The organism is Agrobacterium sp. 719_389 (assembly GCF_900188475.1).
GTDB lineage: Bacteria > Pseudomonadota > Alphaproteobacteria > Rhizobiales > Rhizobiaceae > Agrobacterium > Agrobacterium radiobacter.
Genome location: NZ_FYEM01000012.1, coordinates 119477 through 134737 on the forward strand (window position 1 = coordinate 119477; position 15261 = coordinate 134737).

General features: G+C 60.6%; 13 protein-coding genes and 1 other RNA gene. 1 reads left to right on the forward strand and 13 read right to left on the reverse strand.

The window, feature by feature from the left end:
• Nucleotides 1-3: 3 nt before the first annotated feature.
• The 10 genes from murD to CFB10_RS20760 form a co-directional block, all read right to left on the reverse strand.
• The gene (murD, locus tag CFB10_RS20715; protein WP_020009293.1) at nucleotides 4-1413 is read right to left on the reverse strand and encodes a UDP-N-acetylmuramoyl-L-alanine--D-glutamate ligase; all 1410 of its coding nucleotides are present in this window, start codon (nucleotides 1411-1413) and stop codon (nucleotides 4-6) included.
• Nucleotides 1414-1416: 3 nt separating this feature from the next.
• A complete protein-coding gene (mraY, locus tag CFB10_RS20720; RefSeq protein ID WP_004430746.1) occupies nucleotides 1417-2517 on the reverse strand; it encodes a phospho-N-acetylmuramoyl-pentapeptide-transferase in 1101 nt (366 codons plus the stop codon).
• Nucleotides 2518-2540: 23 nt separating this feature from the next.
• Nucleotides 2541-3974, reverse strand: coding sequence for a UDP-N-acetylmuramoylalanyl-D-glutamyl-2,6-diaminopimelate--D-alanyl-D-alanine ligase (locus tag CFB10_RS20725; RefSeq protein ID WP_026363420.1), 1434 nt, complete (start codon nucleotides 3972-3974; stop codon nucleotides 2541-2543).
• A complete protein-coding gene (locus tag CFB10_RS20730; protein WP_020009291.1) occupies nucleotides 3971-5440 on the reverse strand; it encodes a UDP-N-acetylmuramoyl-L-alanyl-D-glutamate--2,6-diaminopimelate ligase in 1470 nt (489 codons plus the stop codon). The genes CFB10_RS20725 and CFB10_RS20730 overlap by 4 nt, the downstream gene beginning before the upstream one ends.
• Before the next feature lie 57 nt (nucleotides 5441-5497).
• Nucleotides 5498-7240 (reverse strand): penicillin-binding protein 2, encoded by a 1743-nt coding sequence (locus CFB10_RS20735; RefSeq protein WP_020009290.1) that lies wholly within the window; start codon nucleotides 7238-7240, stop codon nucleotides 5498-5500.
• On the reverse strand, nucleotides 7240-7800 hold the full coding sequence (locus CFB10_RS20740) for a hypothetical protein (protein ID WP_004430738.1): 561 nt from the start codon (nucleotides 7798-7800) through the stop codon (nucleotides 7240-7242). Before CFB10_RS20740 ends, CFB10_RS20735 begins: the two co-directional genes overlap by 1 nt.
• 1 nt (nucleotide 7801) lies before the next feature.
• On the reverse strand, nucleotides 7802-8827 hold the full coding sequence (gene rsmH, locus CFB10_RS20745) for a 16S rRNA (cytosine(1402)-N(4))-methyltransferase RsmH (protein WP_020009289.1): 1026 nt from the start codon (nucleotides 8825-8827) through the stop codon (nucleotides 7802-7804).
• Between the two features lie 14 nt (nucleotides 8828-8841).
• Complete coding sequence (mraZ, locus tag CFB10_RS20750; RefSeq protein WP_004430734.1) at nucleotides 8842-9282, reverse strand: division/cell wall cluster transcriptional repressor MraZ; 441 nt, start codon at nucleotides 9280-9282, stop codon at nucleotides 8842-8844.
• A 622-nt stretch (nucleotides 9283-9904) separates the two neighbouring features.
• A complete protein-coding gene (locus CFB10_RS20755) occupies nucleotides 9905-10906 on the reverse strand; it encodes an NADP-dependent oxidoreductase (protein WP_020009288.1) in 1002 nt (333 codons plus the stop codon).
• A 50-nt stretch (nucleotides 10907-10956) separates the two neighbouring features.
• Nucleotides 10957-11772, reverse strand: a complete 816-nt coding sequence (locus CFB10_RS20760; RefSeq protein WP_020009287.1) for an oxidoreductase — start codon at nucleotides 11770-11772, stop codon at nucleotides 10957-10959.
• An 89-nt stretch (nucleotides 11773-11861) separates the two neighbouring features.
• Between CFB10_RS20760 and CFB10_RS20765 the strand changes: the two genes are divergently transcribed.
• The gene (locus CFB10_RS20765) at nucleotides 11862-12293 is read left to right on the forward strand and encodes a helix-turn-helix domain-containing protein (RefSeq protein WP_020009286.1); all 432 of its coding nucleotides are present in this window, start codon (nucleotides 11862-11864) and stop codon (nucleotides 12291-12293) included.
• A gap of 58 nt (nucleotides 12294-12351) precedes the next feature.
• Here the strand turns inward: CFB10_RS20765 and rnpB are convergent.
• From rnpB to CFB10_RS20780, 3 genes are all read right to left on the reverse strand, one after another.
• An RNA gene (gene rnpB, locus CFB10_RS20770) (RNase P RNA component class A) lies at nucleotides 12352-12753 on the reverse strand.
• Between the two features lie 56 nt (nucleotides 12754-12809).
• A complete protein-coding gene (locus CFB10_RS20775) occupies nucleotides 12810-14000 on the reverse strand; it encodes an FAD-dependent oxidoreductase (protein ID WP_020009285.1) in 1191 nt (396 codons plus the stop codon).
• Nucleotides 14001-14059: 59 nt separating this feature from the next.
• A complete protein-coding gene (locus CFB10_RS20780; RefSeq protein WP_020009284.1) occupies nucleotides 14060-15247 on the reverse strand; it encodes an FAD-dependent oxidoreductase in 1188 nt (395 codons plus the stop codon).
• Between the last annotated feature and the right edge of the window lie 14 nt (nucleotides 15248-15261).

The window sequence follows — 15261 nt, forward strand, 5'->3', positions numbered from 1 at the left end:
CCTTCAGCCCCCTTTTCCAGAGTCAACCAGCATCGTCATGCCATCGAGCGCCGCGACCTGCGCGACGAACGAATCACCTCTGATTTCAAAGTTCTTATATTGATCGAAGCTTGCGCAAGCCGGGGATAACATCACGATATTGCCGGCCGTCGCATCTTTTTCCGCATCCGCCGCCGCATGCTGCACCGCTTTGTCCAGCGTGCCGGATATTTCGTAAGGCACGGCTTCGCCGAGCGTTGCGGCAAATTCCGCGGCCGCCTCGCCGATCAGATAGGCCTTGGCGATGCGCGGAAAGAGCGGCGAAAGGCTGGTGATGCCGCCCGCCTTGGGCAGACCGCCGGCGATCCAGTAGATGCGGTCGAAACTCGAAAGCGCCGGTGCCGCGGCATCGGCATTGGTCGCCTTGCTGTCGTTGACGAAGGTGACATTGCCACGTCGGCCAACCGGCTGCATGCGGTGCTTGAGGCCGGGGAAAGACTTCAGGCCAGCGCGAACTTCATCCTCGGAAACACCGACCGCAAGGCAGGCGGCAATCGCCGCCGCCGCATTCTGCGCATTGTGGCTGCCGCGAAGCGTCTGGATGCCATCGAGATCGACCAGCAGCGAAGACGTGCCGCCATGTGCGCGCAGGATGCGGCTGCCGTCGGCATAAAGACCTTCGGAAACGACATTACGCTTGGAAATGCGCTCCACCTTGACGCCGGCGCGTTCGATACGGTCAGCAATCAGCGTCGAATGGCTGTCGTCAACACCGACGATTGCCGTCCCGCTGCCGGCCACCAGCCGTTCCTTGACGTCGGCATAATGCTGCATCGTCCCATGCCGGTCGAGATGGTCAGGCGTCAGGTTGAGCAGGATACCGGCAGTCGGATTGATCGTCGGCGCCAGATCGATCTGATAGGACGAGCACTCGACCACGTAAAAGCGCTGCGCCTTCGGCGGGTCAAGGCTCAGCACCGCCGTGCCGATATTGCCGCCAAGCTGCGTATCGCGGCCCGAAGCCTTGAGAATATGCGCGATCAGCGCCGTTGTCGTCGATTTGCCGTTGGTGCCGGTGATGGCGATGAAAGGGCAATCCGGCGCATGGGCGCGGCGCTCGCGGATGAAAAGCTCGATATCGCCGATGATCTCGACGCCCGTCGCCTTCGCAAGGTCGACCGACCAGTGCGGCTTCGGATGTGTCAATGGCACGCCGGGCGCCAGCACAAAGGAAGAAAACGAGGCCCAGTCAATCGTGTGCAGGTCCGCCGTGGTGATGCCTTCGGCCTCAGCCTTCGCGACACTGTCGGGATTGTCGTCGAAGGCGACGACATCCGCCCCGCCGGCAACCAGCGCCCGGGCGGTAACGAGGCCCGAACCGCCGAGCCCGAAGAGAGCGACTTTCTTACCCCTGAACGACGTGACCGGGATCATCGCTCACCTCAGCTTCAGGGTAGCGAGGCCGAGCAGCGCAAGGCCCACGGAGATGATCCAGAAACGGATGACCACCTGGCTTTCCGTCCAGCCTTTTTTCTCGAAGTGGTGATGGATCGGCGCCATCAGGAAAACGCGCCTGCCGGTACGCTTGAACCAGAAGACCTGGATGATGACCGACAGCGTTTCCATGACGAAAAGACCGCCGACGATGACCATGACGATCTCGTGCTTGGTGGCGACAGCGATGGAACCGATGAGGCCGCCGAGCGCCAGCGACCCCGTGTCGCCCATGAAGATTGCGGCGGGCGGCGCATTGAACCACAGGAAGCCAAGCCCCGCACCGATGACGGCGCCGACGATGACGGCGAGTTCACCCGTGCCGGGCACAAAATTGATCTGCAGGTAATTGGCAAAAACCGCGTTGCCGGCGAGATAGGCGATCACGCCGAAGGTGGCTGCCGCGATCATGACGGGCACAATGGCAAGCCCATCGAGACCATCCGTGAGGTTCACCGCATTGCCCGCGCCGACGATGACGAAAGCACCGAAGAGCACGAAGAAATAGCCGAGATTGATCACGAGTTCCTTGAAGAACGGAAAGGCGATGGAGCTGCCGAGCGTGCCGCCATGCGGTGCGGAAGCAAGCGCCATCTTCATCATGAAGAACACGGCAATCGCCGCAATCAGGAATTCGATGCCAAGACGCGCCTTGCCGGAAAAGCCCTTGTCGCTCTGCTTCGTGACCTTGAGATAATCGTCGTAAAAGCCGATTGCGCCGAAACCGAGCGTCACCATCAAAACGGCAACGACATAGACGTTGGAGAGGTCACCCCAGAGCAGCGAACCGCCGAGGATACCGGCAAGGATCATCAGCCCGCCCATGGTCGGCGTGCCGGCTTTCTTGAAATGCGTCTGCGGCCCGTCGGCGCGGATCGGCTGGCCTTTGCCCTGACGCACGCGCAGCGAATTGATGATGGCCGGTCCAAACAGGAAAACGATCAGCGCAGAGGTGAACATCGCCGCACCCGCCCGGAAGGTGATGTACCGGAAGAGGTTGAAGACTTGAATTTTATCCGACAGTTCGACGAGCCAGATCAGCATAATTGCCCTTTCAAAAGGCTATTTCAGACTTGGCGTTCCGTCTCGGGGAATGCCGGATACTTGTCAAGCAGCGCGGCGACAATCTTGCCGAAACCGAGGCCAAGTGACGATTTTACCATCAGCGCGTCTCCCGGTTGCACCCATTGCAGGGCAAAATCGGTGAGTTCCGCCGTCGTCGGGAACCAGATGACGGTCACGCTATCAGGCAGCGCATCGCGCAGCGCCGCCATCGCCTCGCCCGCAAGCCACACATGCTCGATGCCGGCTGCGAGCAACGGCCCGGCCAGCTCCTCATGCAGCTGCGCCGAAAACTCGCCCATCTCCAGCATGTCGCCGAGAACCGCGACCCGCCGGCCGTGACCCTGCGTTTCCGTTTCCGCCAGCACGGCAATCGCGGCGCGCATGGAGGCCGGATTGGCATTGTAGCTTTCATCGATCAGCAGGAAGGAGCCGCCATTGATGGAAAGATGATGGCGCTGGCCGCGCCCCTTCACCGCTTCGAGCGATCCGAGCGCCTCGAAGGCGCGGTCGAGATTGGCGCCCGTTACGGCAACCGCGCCAAGGACCGCCATGGCGTTGTCTGCGATGTGCCGGCCGGGAATATTGATGTGCAACTCGCTGGTTTCGCCGTTCAGGATCGCCCAGATCGTCGAGCCCGTCGTCGTGCTCTCGAAATCCGCGAGGCGGAAATCCGCTTTCGCGTGCTGCCCGAAGGTAAGGATATGTTCGATGCCCTGTTCCTGCGCCGCTTCTTCAAGCTGTTCGAACTGGGCGTTATCGCGGTTGAGGATGACGGAACCACCCTCCTCCAGACCTTCGAAAATCTCGGCCTTGGCGGCGGCGATCTCTTCGATATTCTTGAAATTGCCGAGATGCGCCGGTGCGATGGTCGTGATGATCGCCACATGCGGGCGGACCATTTTCACCAGCGGCCGGATTTCGCCGGAATGGTTCATGCCGATTTCGAACACGCCGAATTCCGTATCGGCGGGCATGCGCGCGAGCGTCAAAGGCACGCCCCAATGGTTGTTAAAGGAGGCAACCGCCGCATGCACCCGGCCCGAAGGGGCCAAAGCCTGCCGCAACATTTCCTTCGTCGTCGTCTTGCCGACCGACCCCGTGACCGCGATGATGCGCGCCGACGTTCTTTCACGCGCCGCGATGGCGAGTTTGCCAAGCGCGATAAGAACATCTTCCACGACGATCATCGGCACCGTCAGACGGCCAAGAGCCGGCAGCTTGCCTTCGGCCACGACGAGCAGACTGGCCCCGTTGGCGACGGCAAAACTCGCATAGTCATGGCCGTCAACCCGGTCGCCCTTGATGGCGAAAAAGGCCTCGCCGGCTTTGACAGTCCGGCTGTCGATGGAAATGCCGGTGATTCCGGTCGACAGGTTGCCCACGGGGCGTCCTGCCGTAATGGCGATCATGTCGGCGACTGTCCATAACCAGCTCAAATCTTCGATCCTTCCAGCCCTGCCAGCGCAGCGCGCACCTGTTCATGATCGGAAAACGGCAGCGTCACGGAACCGACGATCTGCCCCTCCTCATGCCCCTTGCCCGCAACGATCAGCGTATCGCCATGTGAAAGCATCGACACCGCATGGCGGATTGCCTCCGCCCTGTCGCCGATTTCCAATGCATCGGGAGCCGCCGCCATGACTTCCGAACGGATCGTCGCGGCGTCTTCCGAACGCGGATTGTCGTCGGTGACGATGACGATGTCGGAAAGCCGCGTTGCAACCTCGCCCATGATCGGGCGTTTGCCCTTGTCACGGTCGCCGCCGCAGCCGAAGACGGTGATGATGCGGCCAGAGGTGAAGGGCCGGACCGAAGTCAGCACGTTCTCCAGCGCATCCGGCTTGTGGGCGTAATCCACATAGGCGAGCGCACCGTTCCCCGTCTGGCCGACGAGTTCCAGACGGCCGGCAGCGCCGATCAGCTTTTCAAGCGCCTTGAGCGCCGTTGTCGCGGCAACGCCGGTGGACATGGCGAGACCTGCAGCGACGAGAGCATTCGCAACCTGAAAATCGCCCGCCAGCGGGATGTCGACTTCATGGATCACGCCGTCATGATGCACTTCGATCATCTGCTTGTGACGGAAGTGCTCCACCCGTTTCAAGGTCAAATAATCACCCTTGCGGCCAACGGTGCGCACATCGAGACCCGCTTCGCGCGCCGCGCGGATTGCCTTGTCCGACCACGGATCGTCAGCAAAGATCACTGCGGGAGAGCCCTTCTCCATCAGCGTATCGAAGAGCCGCATCTTCGCGGCCATATAGTCCTCGACGGTCGGATGATAATCCATGTGGTCGCGGCCAAGATTGGTGAAACCGGCGGCTGCCAGCCTCACTCCATCGAGACGGCGCTGGTCAAGACCATGGCTGGACGCCTCCATCGCCGCATGGGTCACGCCTTCGGCCGCAAGTTCGGCGAGAAGCGCATGCAGCGTCACCGGATCGGGCGTGGTGAGCGCGCCATAATCCTCGCGGCCGGGAGCGATGACGCCCGTGGTGCCGATCTGGGCGGCGGCATGGCCGGCGAAAGCCCATATCTGCCGCACAAAGGAGGCGACGGACGTCTTTCCGGCAGTGCCGGTGACGGCGACCATGGTTTCCGGCTGTTTTCCGTAAAAACGGGAAGCGGCAAGGGAGAGATAAAGGCGTGGGTCCGTGACGGAAAGCACCGGCACATCAGCCTCCAGCGCGTGTCCGGAAACGACAGCGACCGCACCCTTGGCAACCGCGTCCTTTACATAGGCCGCGCCATCCGCCCTGGTGCCCGCAACCGCCACGAACAGGCTGCCGGGCGCAGCCTTGCGGCTGTCTGCGGTGATCCCCCCGATTTCGATCGCCCCGATCTCAGACAGGAGCAATTCTTTCAATTCCGGAAAGGCATTTCCGGATATATCTCGCAAATTCATCGACTGTGTCCGTCTTGTCCCCCCGGCGCGAATCGCCGGAACATCATAAGCTAACAATCAATAAGACACGAGCAAGGCCGAGCCATCCTTGCCGAACTTCGGCTTCACGCCCAGCACCGCCGCCGTGCGGGTGATGATATCGTGCACCATCGGCGCCGCAGAGGTGCCGGCAAGCGCTGCGCCGTTGCCCTTGTCCGTCTTTGGCTCATCGATGAAAGACAGCACGACATATTGCGGATCGTCCATCGGAAAGGCCGAGAGGAAGGCGTTGAAGTTCTTGTCGTGCACGTAACGTCCGTTGACGACCTTGTCGGCCGTACCGGTCTTGCCGCCGACGTTGAAACCGTCGACGCGCGCATTGCGGCCCGAACCGTTGACGCCGTTCCACTCGAAGAGGAAACGCATGTCCTTGCTGGCGCCGGGTTTCAGAACCTGCTTCGCCACCTGATCGGCCTGTTCGCGGGTACGCGGCAGGAACGTCGGCTCGATCAGTTTGCCGCCATTGACGAGTGCTGCACCGGCAACCGCCGTCTGCAGCGGTGTCGTGGAAACGCCGTGGCCGAAGGAAATGGTGATGGAGTTGATCTTCTTCCATTCTCGCGGCTGTGACGGCAGCGCCACTTCAGGCAACTCGGTCTGCATGCGGGTCAAAAGGCCAAGCCGCGTCAGGAATTCCTTATGGCCTTCCGTTCCGACGGTGTCGGCGATCTTGGCCGTACCGATATTGGACGAAAACTGGAAGATTTCCGGCACCGAAAGCATTCGGCCCTTGCCGTGGAAGTCCTTGATGGTGAAACCGCCGATGCGGATCGGATAGCGCGCATCGAAAGTGTCGCCGAGACGGACGCGGCCCGAATCGAGACCCATGGCAATCGTGAAGGACTTGAAGGTGGAGCCCATTTCGAACGTGCCGTTCGACATGCGGTTGAGCCAGCCTTCCTTGGCGCCTTCGGCCGGGTTGTTCGGATCGTAATCCGGCACCGAGGCCATCGCGAGAACTTCACCGGTATGCACATCCAGAACCACGGCACCCGCACCGATCGCCTGGAATTTGGCAATCGCCGCGGTCACGACTTCACGCACAATGGACTGCACACGCAGATCGATGGAAAGCTTTACCGGCTCGAGCGGCTGGTCGCTGGTCATGCCGAGCGCCGTCAGATCGGCAAGGCCCTGGCTGTCGACGTAACGTTCCATGCCGGCAACGCCACGGTTGTCGATGTTGACGTGGCCGACGACATGGGCCGCAGTCGGCCCGCCGGGATAAAAGCGGCGCTTTTCCGGGCGGAAGCCGACGCCGGGAATACCGAGCGCCAGAATCTGGCTCTGCTGCTTCGGCGTCAGCTGACGGCGCAGCCACTGGAAGCGCGAATTGGAGGAGAGCTTCTGATAGGTGGTACGCTGGTCGAGGTCAGGCAGGACGGTGCGCAGCTTCTCGATGGCCTCGTCGATATCAACGATGCGATGCGGCTCGGCAAACAGCGAAACGGTGCGGATATCGGTCGCCAGAACCTCACCGTTGCGGTCGAGAAGATCGGGGCGCGACGCCATCAGCCGGTCTGCGGGCGCAATGCTCGAAACGGTTTCCTGCTCCGCCATGCCGTATTGCACGAGACGGCCGCCCACGACGGCATAAAAGGCGACAAAACCGAAGATCAGAAGGCCGACGCGGCTTTTGGCCTGGGCAGCACGCTTCTTGCGCGCGCCTTCAAAGGCCGCATGGTCGGTATAGACACCGGTGGTGCTGGCGGAAAAGTGAGCCTTGCTCTTCAGAACCATGACGCGGGAGAGAAAAGACATCAGCGGTTCACCGATCCTGTTATGGTTTCATCCATATCGCCGGTTTCATCACCAGCGGCGGCGGAAGCGACCGGTACAGGCGCCGGCGCCGGGCGTGAAACACGCGCACGTGGCGTGGGCACCGGAACGCCGTTGACAGCGATCTGGCCCGCAGGCGGCGATTTGGGCTTCGAAGCGCCGCCAAGTGTAGCCCCCGGCTTGGAGCCGTTGACGGCGGCGGCGATGACATCCTCGACGCTCATGCCTTCAGGTTCGGGCGGCTGCGGCAATTGCGAGCGCAGCATCGGCAGTTCACGCGGCTGCGCCAGCTGCGTCGGCAGCGTCGGTGAAAGACCGAGTTCCGTTTGATAGGCATTCACCAGACGGTGCAGACGGTTCGGCTGTGTCAGCAGCGCCCAGTCGGCCCTCAAAAGATCGATCGTGTCCTTTTCAAGCTTGATCTCGGCCTCCAGCTTGCGGACCTCCTCAAGCTTCAGATCGGCCTTGTGCTTGATCGAATAGGTCACGACAGCCGCAGCGACCATGACCCCCATCAAGATGACATCGAAAGTGCGCAGCATATCAGCCTCCCATCTTTTCAAGGCTGGCGAGATCGGGAAGGTCGAAAATCGAGAAATCTGCAGCGCGCGCCGGGGCTGTGGTGCGCAGGCCAGCGCGAAGCTTGGCCGAGCGAGCCCGCGGATTAAGCTCCGCCTCCTCATCGCTGGCGGCGATCATCGGCTTGCCGATGTTCTCGAAAATGGCTGGCTTGTCCTCCACCATCGGCAGATGCCGGGAACCGGCGGCCTTGCCCGAACGGTCGGAGAAGAATTTCTTGACGATACGGTCTTCCAGCGAATGGAACGTGACGACGACGAGCCTTCCGCCGGGCTTCAAAACCTGCTCGGCGGCAAACAAAGCCTGCGCCAGTTCCCCCAGCTCATCATTGACGAAAACGCGCAGCGCCTGGAACACCCGCGTTGCGGGATGGATCTTGTCCTTCGCCTTGCGCGGCGTGACGATCTCGATGAGCCCCGCCAGATCGCGGGTGGTTCGGAACGGCTCTTCCGCCCTCTTCTTCTCGATGGCGCGGGCAATGCGGCCCGGCTGCTTCTCTTCACCGAGAAAGCCGAAGATGCGGATCAGATCGCTGACCTTGGCGCGATTGACGACATCGGCAGCCGAGACGCCGGAAGCGGACATGCGCATGTCGAGGGGGCCGTTTTTCTGGAAGGAAAAACCGCGCTCGGCCTCATCGATCTGCATGGAAGACACGCCGATATCGAGAACGACGCCATCAAGCCCGCCTTCAGGGGCATGCTTCGCGAGATCGGAAAATTGCGCATGAATAAGCGAAAGGCGGCCGCCATTGGCGGCAACCATGGCCTGGCCGCCGGCGATCGCCGTCGGATCGCGATCGAGTGCGATGACATTGGCGCCCTGATCGAGAATGGCCTGGCTATAACCGCCGGCGCCGAAAGTACCATCGAGAATAATCTTGCCGGACGCAGGCTCCAGCGCGGCGATGACTTCGCGAAGCAGGACAGGGATGTGACGCTGAGGTCCGCCATCGGCATCAGAAGATCGTCCGCCAGAATTCGCCGCCATCCCGTGTCCCCGTCCTAGGCGGGGCGAGCAGCCGAAAAACCGCGCCCCGCTCTTGCTTCCGCCTGCGCCGCCAAAAACGCATCCGGTTGCCAAAGCTGAAAATGATCCGCCCGCCCGACGAAGGTGACCTCGGTGGATATGCCGGTGAATTCCCGCACAAAATCCGTCACCATCAATCGACCTTCCTGGTCGAGCTTCATGAAAACGCCGCCGCCGTGAACCAGCAGCGACATTGCGTTTGCCTCTGGCGAGAAAGCATCCATGGACGCAATCTGCCGCTCGTAGCGCTCCAGCAAATCCGGACCGCCGACACTGATTGCCGGAAACGCAAAATCCTGGAGACAATAAAGCTCCTGAATGCCGCGCTTCGCCAGCACCGAACGAAACGGAGACGGAACCGAGACGCGCCCCTTGGCGTCGATCCTGTTCGTCACGTTCGATAAAAAGCGGTCCATTATTCAACTCGCCAAAACCGCATGCCGCAAAGCGATCCATCCGCTCCGCAGCCGACACCGGTACGCACGACACATCGCCAAGCGCCAGGGCGACATGCCCTGCAGCAGCCCCTCGCAGGCTCCTCACTCGTTTCAGCGATTGCGGGTCAAAAACACGACCCAATGTGGTGTGCATTTGGGATATCATGGGACACTGTGGGCGTCAATGGGAGAAGCCGGCACGATACCGACTTCGCATCGGAAATTCATAAGCCGTTAAGTTTAACGAATGGTTTACTTCAGCCGCAAAGACGCTTTTTCACGGCACACAAAGGTGCGGTGAAACCACCGTTTTTCTTTTTTGAAACAAGGAAATGATTTCAGCCGCACCGCTTTTGATCGCGGTCCGGGCGAATGCGCCTCTTCATCCAGCCATGGTCTCAGCCACAATGCGCCGAAGGCGGCGCAAGATGGCGCTCCGCGCCTCAGGTGACGGGAGTACGATGTCATTTTTCATCGGGAGCATTCCAGCTAAAAACGTGACGGCGCACGGGGCCGCCCGACACGTCGAGCATCGGCCCCATATTTGCCCGGCAATTGAACTGCAAATGGCAATTGCTTTCGGCCCTATGGACCGCAAACATTATTTCACCGCGATGACGACCTTGCCCTTCGCACGACCGGTCTGGATATAGTCCAATGCCTCATTGGTCTTTTCGAACGGGAATATCCGATCCATCACCGGACGTATGTGGCCCGCCTCGATCAGAGCGGTAATCTTTTCAAGCTGCCCGCCATTCGCAGTCATGAAGAGAAAAGAATAGCCGATCCCCCGGCGTTTCGATTTCCTCCTGATGCCAAGGCTCAACAGGCGCATTACCTGCCGAAGCGGCCAGCCGGAGCCATTCTGCCGTGCGAAATCCGGATCAGGTGGGCCGGAAATCGAAATCAGCTTGCCACCCGGCTTCAGCACCGCAATGGATTTTTCCAGCGTGTCCTTTCCGAGGCTGTTCATCACGACATCATAACCGTGCAGCACTTTTTCGAAGTCTTCCTTCTTGTAGTCGACCACGACGTCTGCACCGAGACTTTTTACCAGATCCACGTTGGCTGTACTCGTGGTTGTGGCCACATAAGCCCCGAGATGTTTGGCAAGCTGGATCGCGATAGTGCCTACGCCGCCCGAACCGGCATGGATCAGCACCTTCTGTCCCTTCTGCACATTGGCCCGCTCGACAAGCACCTGCCATGCCGTCAGGGCGACAAGCGGTATGGATGCGGCCTTTTCCATGGTCAGATTGTCCGGCTTCATCGCCACATCGGCCTCATCGATGGCGATGTACTCGGCAAATGTCCCGATACGTGCCTGGTCCGGTCGGGCATAGACCTCGTCACCGGGCTTGAATTTGCGGACATTGGCGCCGGCGCGGACCACAACACCCGCCACATCGTTGCCCAGCACCAGCGGAAGGCGGTACGGCAGGATGAGCTTGAACTCTCCGTCTCTGATCTTGTTGTCCAGAAGGTTGACGCTGGCGGCGCGGATTTCGACCAGAACGTCGTTTGCGCGCACCTCCGGCTCGGGGATTTCACCGAGCCGCAATGCGCCGCCTTTCTTGTAGCGATCGATCAGAAATGATTTCATCGGACTAACTTTCGTTTCTGCGGCCGACACCCGGCACCGGCAATAAAAGCTCAATCAGGAAGCCTGCTGAATTTCCGAAAGCTCCTGTCGACGAAGGACTCAGGCAGGAAGCGGCGGATGAAGCGGGCCTGCCCCGCAGCTTTTCCGGCAGTATAGCGTCGTTTGGGCGCTGCCGTATTGGCGGCCTCTACGACAACTTTTGCAACCACCTCCGGGTCATCGCCCTTTTCGATGACGTCACGCATCAGTTTCTCGGCGTCCGCCCGAACCGTATCGTAGAGGGCAAGCGGCCGGTCTGGCCGTGTGATGTTTTCTTCGAAGGAGGTGCGGGTCACACCCGGCTCGACAAGCACGATGCGGATGCCCTGCGTTCGCACTTCATGGTCAAGAGATTCCGAATAGCCTTCAATGGCGTGCTTGGTCGATGCGTAAAGCGCATTATAGGGGGCCGGGATCAGCCCGAGTATGGAACTGAGGTTGACGATACGGCCGCGACGCTGCCGTCTCATGACGGGCAGAACCGCATTTGTCACGCGCATCACGCCGAACACGTTGACGTCGAATACGGCCTTCGCCTGCTCCGCCGTCGATTCTTCCGCACCGCCCAGCAAACCGATCCCGGCATTGTTGACGAGAAGATCGATCCTTCCTGCGCGGCTCAAAACCTCGTCCACCGCGCGCCGCACGGACGCATCGTCGGTAACGTCGCAGATCAGCATCGTGATCCCATCCTCCATGTCTGGCATCGGCTTTCGGCTGGTGCCGAACACACGGTAACCATCGCGCCGGAGCGCCCGCGCCGTCACCAGTCCAATGCCGGAGGATGCGCCCGTCACCAGGGCAATGCCGCGTTCTGTCTTGCTCATCTGCGTCCACTTTCATTTTGTTATGGAACAACAATGAGCATTCAGTTACTATCAAATCGATACAAAGTCACTACTAAAAAGATATCGACATGAAAAATCTCTCGGACCAGCCCTGCCTCATCGCCCGCAGCCTTGCCCTTGTCGGCGATGCCTGGAGCATGCTGATCATGCGCGATGCCCATGCGGGCCTCGCCCGCTTCGATGATTTTCGCAAGAGCCTCGGCATCGCGCCGACGATGCTGACGGCGCGGCTTTCATCGCTGACCGAAGAGGGATTACTGATGAAACGCCGTTATTCCGATCGTCCGCCACGCTACGAATATATGTTGACGGAAGCCGGCCGCGATTTTCTGCCGGTGCTGTTTGCAATTGGCGCATGGGGAAACAAGCATCGCGGCGGCGGTGAGGTAACCCGTTTTTTCGACGCCGAGACCGGAACGGAAATCGATCCCGTCACCATAGACCGCGTGACCGGCGCTCCGGTCGGAACCCGTCCGATTCGTATCGCTAAACCCGAATAAGCACCTTCACCGCAAGTGCGCCGGATTAACAGCGGCGCACCGCACACAGGTAGGAAAATTCGCCAGTTGGCCTGTAAGCCGGGTTCTGTATGGCCCCGGTTTGACCCGGAACGTGGCAGCCATTCATCTGGGACGGCATTTGCATGCCGCCTCGCGCAACCCACCCGGATGACGGGCCTGGAAACCGGCTGTGAACGGGCTTTCGCCCATCCCGTGTCATCCCTATTCGGTCTTGCTCCCGGTGGGGTTTACCTTGCCGCCGCTGTCACCAGCGGCGCGGTGGGCTCTTACCCCACCCTTTCACCCTTACCATGCAAGGCATGGCGGTTTGCTCTCTGTGGCACTTTCCCTGGGGTCACCCCCGCCGGACGTTATCCGGCACCGTATTTCCGTGGAGCCCGGACTTTCCTCACCTTACCGTCTTTCGACATTGGTAAAGCGCGGCTGCCCGGCCAACTGGCATGGGCTCCATAACCATGTTCCGAGGCGAAAGCCACTGAAAAGCGCAGGCGAGGATCAAAGAAATGCCGGTTTGAAATCCGTCGAAAAGGCCCCGTCAACGATTTCTCCGTCCCGCAGCAGCCCGGCGCCAAGCCGGCCGATCTCGTCAGAGCTCTTGGCCGCCGTGCCGTTGCCGCCGGTCAGAACCGCGATGCGCGGCGAGGCGGTGAAACCGATGGCCGGATAGCTGCTCCCCGTTTTGGAGACGACGCAGGCGGCCATCGAGACACGCGAGAGATCAATGGAAGGCACCAGCGTTCCGACGATGTCAGAGAGATGATCCCGCACGCTTTCACGTCCGCCGGAGCGGAACCATTCCCGGATTTCCGGATCGCTGCCGAGCCTCTTGTCATCTGGATCGCCGCCGATCTTCAGGTAGAATTTGCCATCGGGATAACGCACTGGCGGCAGCAGATAGATATGTTTGGTCGGCTGACGCGGCTCATAGATCAGCGATGGCATGTCCGCATATTGCGCAAGGTCACCCTCGTCTATCTCGAAGAAAGCGACGGTGCGTGCATAGACATTAAGCGCCACCGGCTGCGGCAGCAGATCTTTCATGATCGAGAAGCCGCCGGCCGCCACCAACACCCGGTCTGCAGTATAAACCGCGCCCGAGGCCGTCTGAACCGATGCCCGGCCACCCTCTTCCCGCGTCGAAACGACGATATCGTCGATAAGCGTGACACCCGCCATTTCAGCGAGAATAGTTTGCGCCTTCACCAGCGCCCGTGGATTGACGTATCCGGCATTGTTCCTCTCGAACACTCCCTCGCAACCCGGCTCGAAGGTGAAATAGGGAAAGCGGTTTTCGAGGCTTTGACCGTCCAGCAGTTCCGTCGAAACGTCGAGCCGCGCCGCCGCCTTGCGGACATCGTCAACAAAGGAATTGTCACCGCCCCGCTGAGGCCCCACCATCAGGCAGCCGACCGGAGCATAAAATTCAACGCCGCTTCTGGCCGCAATATCGGCATAACGCGCGATCGAGCGGTTGGCGAGCAGCGCCCAGTCTGCGTCACCATCAATGGTGCGGGTAATCCGCGCTTCGTCATAGTGGCTGGCGAAAACACCCTGATGCGATTTAATGTCGGCAGGTTCACCGGGACCGATCAGCGCGACGTCATCCACCGTTTCCGCCAGATGGCGGGCGGCGGCCGCACCCATCATGCCGCGACCCACGACGATATATTTGAAATGTCCCGACATGCCGCCCTCTTTACCCGCTCACTTCCGTCGCAACCTTTTAGCCGCTTCGCCCGTGAATGTCAGACGAAAACCGGCGACATTTCAGCGGCGAATTCATCCTCGGTCAGCTGGCCGTTCAAAAGCAGCGCAGCACCCAGTCGTCCGATCTCGTCCGAAGACTTGGCGGAGACGAAATTGCCGCCGGTCAGAACCGCGATATTGGAGGATTGCGTATAGCCGATATAGGGATAGCCGCTACGGGTGATGGAGGCAACACAGGAGCCGGAGGTCACGGGGCAGCCGGCAAGCGCCGGCATCAGGGACAGCGCCCGCTTTTTCAAAAATTCTACCTCATCCGGCGTACCGTCCGAGTGGAACCAGTCTACCGCTTCGGTGAGCGTTTCAAGCCTGCCCTTCTCGCTTTCGCCGCCGATCTTCAGATAGACCTTGCCATCGGGATAACGCACCGGCGGCAGGATATAGACGATGTCGTCCTCGTTCTCCGCGAGCACGATGGTGGACGGCATAGCGCCGAACAGGGCCTGCCTCGCCTCATCCAGCTCGAAAAACACGATGGTGCGGCCCGTTGCCGCCATATCGACCGGCGATGGAAGAAGTTCCGCCATGTTGGTAAAGCCGCCCGCCGCAACGATGACCTTTTCGGCGGTATGGACGGCCCCGTCGCGGGTCGAAACCTCCACGCCATGGGAGGTGTCGCGAATATGGGCCGCCGTCTCACGCAGCAGTTTCGCGCCCTGCACCTCGGCAATGGCGCACTGCGCCTTCACCAGGGCGCGCGGATTGACGTGACCGGCATTCTGCGCCTCGAAATAACCGTCGTGATCGGCCGGCAGGGAGAACATCGGAAACCGGTCAACGAGGACATCGCCGCCGAGTGTCTCTACACCAAGACCGAGACGGTCGACCGAGGAAAGGGCGCGCGAGACATAATCTCCCGCAAGACCCTTACCGTTGCCGGTGAACAGGCAGCCTGCTTCGGTAAAAAAGCGGATGCCGCTTTTGGCCTCGATCTCCGCATAACGGCGGATGGAGCGTTGCGCCAGCTCCGCCCAGACCGGATCGCCGTCAAACCCGCGGGTGATGCGCGCCTCATCGTAATGACTTGAAAACACACCCTGATGGGTCTTGCGATCAGCAGGTTCGCCCGGTCCGATCAGCGCCACGCCATCCATTTGCACTGAGAGATGCCGCGCCGCGGCCGCTCCCATCATTCCGGCCCCGACGACGATATATTTGAAATCCGGCATGTCATGCTCCGTAT

Excerpts from the sequence above, each read along its gene's own strand:
- murD (WP_020009293.1), bottom strand. The coding sequence starts at position 1,413 with ATGATCCCGGTCACGTCGTTCAGGGGTAAGAAAGTCGCTCTCTTCGGG.
- mraY (WP_004430746.1), bottom strand. The coding sequence starts at position 2,517 with ATGCTGATCTGGCTCGTCGAACTGTCGGATAAAATTCAAGTCTTCAAC.
- CFB10_RS20730 (WP_020009291.1), bottom strand. The coding sequence starts at position 5,440 with ATGAATTTGCGAGATATATCCGGAAATGCCTTTCCGGAATTGAAAGAA.
- CFB10_RS20735 (WP_020009290.1), bottom strand. The coding sequence starts at position 7,240 with ATGTCTTTTCTCTCCCGCGTCATGGTTCTGAAGAGCAAGGCTCACTTT.
- CFB10_RS20740 (WP_004430738.1), bottom strand. The coding sequence starts at position 7,800 with ATGCTGCGCACTTTCGATGTCATCTTGATGGGGGTCATGGTCGCTGCG.
- rsmH (WP_020009289.1), bottom strand. The coding sequence starts at position 8,827 with ATGGCGGCGAATTCTGGCGGACGATCTTCTGATGCCGATGGCGGACCT.
- mraZ (WP_004430734.1), bottom strand. The coding sequence starts at position 9,282 with ATGGACCGCTTTTTATCGAACGTGACGAACAGGATCGACGCCAAGGGG.
- CFB10_RS20755 (WP_020009288.1), bottom strand. The coding sequence starts at position 10,906 with ATGAAATCATTTCTGATCGATCGCTACAAGAAAGGCGGCGCATTGCGG.
- CFB10_RS20760 (WP_020009287.1), bottom strand. The coding sequence starts at position 11,772 with ATGAGCAAGACAGAACGCGGCATTGCCCTGGTGACGGGCGCATCCTCC.
- CFB10_RS20765 (WP_020009286.1), top strand. The coding sequence starts at position 11,862 with ATGAAAAATCTCTCGGACCAGCCCTGCCTCATCGCCCGCAGCCTTGCC.
- CFB10_RS20775 (WP_020009285.1), bottom strand. The coding sequence starts at position 14,000 with ATGTCGGGACATTTCAAATATATCGTCGTGGGTCGCGGCATGATGGGT.
- CFB10_RS20780 (WP_020009284.1), bottom strand. The coding sequence starts at position 15,247 with ATGCCGGATTTCAAATATATCGTCGTCGGGGCCGGAATGATGGGAGCG.